The organism is Lamprobacter sp. (genome assembly GCF_034860625.1).
Classification (GTDB): domain Bacteria; phylum Pseudomonadota; class Gammaproteobacteria; order Chromatiales; family Chromatiaceae; genus Lamprobacter.
In genome coordinates this window covers 1-1,245 of sequence record NZ_JAYESN010000550.1, presented here as the reverse complement: position 1 = coordinate 1,245, position 1,245 = coordinate 1, and the positions used below count along the sequence as shown (strand labels likewise).

The following is a 1,245-nucleotide window of genomic DNA, read 5'->3' as shown; positions in this document are numbered from 1 at the left end:
ATTTGGCGGGAAGAAGGCCGAGAGGAAGGCCGTCAGCGCGAAGCACAATTGGCCCTGCGCCTCCTGCGCCGCCGCCTCGGCACGCTGAGCAAGGCGCAACAAGCGCGCATCCAAGCGCTATCCGCCGACCAGCTCGAAGAACTCATCGAAGCGCTGCTCGATTTCAGCGCCATCGCCGACCTTGAGACCTGGCTCGCCGCGCATCCCATACGCCAACCCAACGCCTGAGCAACCCGTGTCGCCCCACTGGACCCTCAACCTCAACAGCGGCCTCAAGGTCAACGTCCCAGCTGACCTCGACAACCCGGTCACCTTGACCCTGCTGGAGGTCGAAGCCTGGCCCGAGCCCGAGCACGCCTTCCTGCGCCAGTTCATCCAACCCGGCCTGCGCCTGTTGGATGCCGACACTGGCCTGGGGCTCGACGCGCTCGCCATGGCCCAGGGTTTGAGCGGAGCAGGGCAGCTGACCGGGAGGTGGCCATGAAAGTCAACGATCATGCAGTAGCCGATTCCCAGGCTGTGATGCTGGATGCCGTCCTTGTTGACTTTACGAGCCATCTGAAAAAGGCGCTGGGCAATCATCTCTGCGAACTCTGGTTGTTCGGCTCGCGCGCACGCGGCGAAGCGCGTCCAGACTCCGATTATGACCTCCTGGTTGTGGTCGACCGCGATGCCGACGCGCTGCGGGACCGGCTACTCGACCTGCAAGTCGACATGCTCAACCGCCATGACGCCCTGGTGACGACGCTCCTGCATACCCAAGACGACTGGCAGCGCCAACAAGGCTATCCGCTGGCCATGAACATTGCCCGCGAGGCCGTGCGCCTGTGACGCCCGAGTGCAACGCACTGTTGACGGCGGCCGAGGCAAAGTTGCGCGCCGCTGATCTCTTGCTTGCCGAAGGGCTGCCCGACGATGCCGCCTCGCGGGCCTACTATGCCGCTTTTCATGCCGTCAGCGCGATCCATTTGGCACAGGGCAACGCCTTCTCGAGTGATGCACAAGTCGCAGCCGAAGAAGCAGACGCTGAAAAACCTGCTACGCTGTTTGCCTGTCGAGCCTCCTGCGCCGCCTGGTTGCGTGAACAGGGACGGTTGATCCATGCCTAAGACATCCTGGAAACTGACTCGAGATCCCCTGTACCGAGGCGATCAAAGGCAAGGGGTGAGCCTGCCTTGTCCTCAGGCAAGCCGCTCCATTGTGCGGCACGTTCTCTATCTCGAGGGCTATGGCCGCGAGACACCC

General features: G+C 63.1%; 4 protein-coding genes. All 4 read left to right on the top strand.

Features of this window, described 5'->3' with window-relative positions; all coding sequences use genetic code 11:
* On the top strand, positions 1-228 hold a 228-nt coding region (locus tag VBE63_RS29710), incomplete at its 5' end, for a DUF4351 domain-containing protein (protein WP_323686565.1).
* 7 nt (positions 229-235) lie between these two features.
* Entirely contained in the window at positions 236-484 is a 249-nt protein-coding gene (locus tag VBE63_RS29705; protein WP_323686564.1) for a hypothetical protein, read from the top strand.
* The gene (locus VBE63_RS29700) at positions 481-831 is read left to right on the top strand and encodes a nucleotidyltransferase domain-containing protein (protein ID WP_323686563.1); all 351 of its coding nucleotides are present in this window, start codon (positions 481-483) and stop codon (positions 829-831) included. The genes VBE63_RS29705 and VBE63_RS29700 overlap by 4 nt, the downstream gene beginning before the upstream one ends.
* Positions 828-1,109: a HEPN domain-containing protein gene (locus VBE63_RS29695; protein ID WP_323686562.1), complete on the top strand. Its 282-nt coding sequence runs from the start codon at positions 828-830 to the stop codon at positions 1,107-1,109. Before VBE63_RS29700 ends, VBE63_RS29695 begins: the two co-directional genes overlap by 4 nt.
* Positions 1,110-1,245: the final 136 nt, after the last annotated feature.

Coding starts and splice junctions, on each gene's coding strand:
- VBE63_RS29700 (WP_323686563.1), top strand. CDS start 481: ATGAAAGTCAACGATCATGCAGTAGCCGATTCCCAGGCTGTGATGCTG.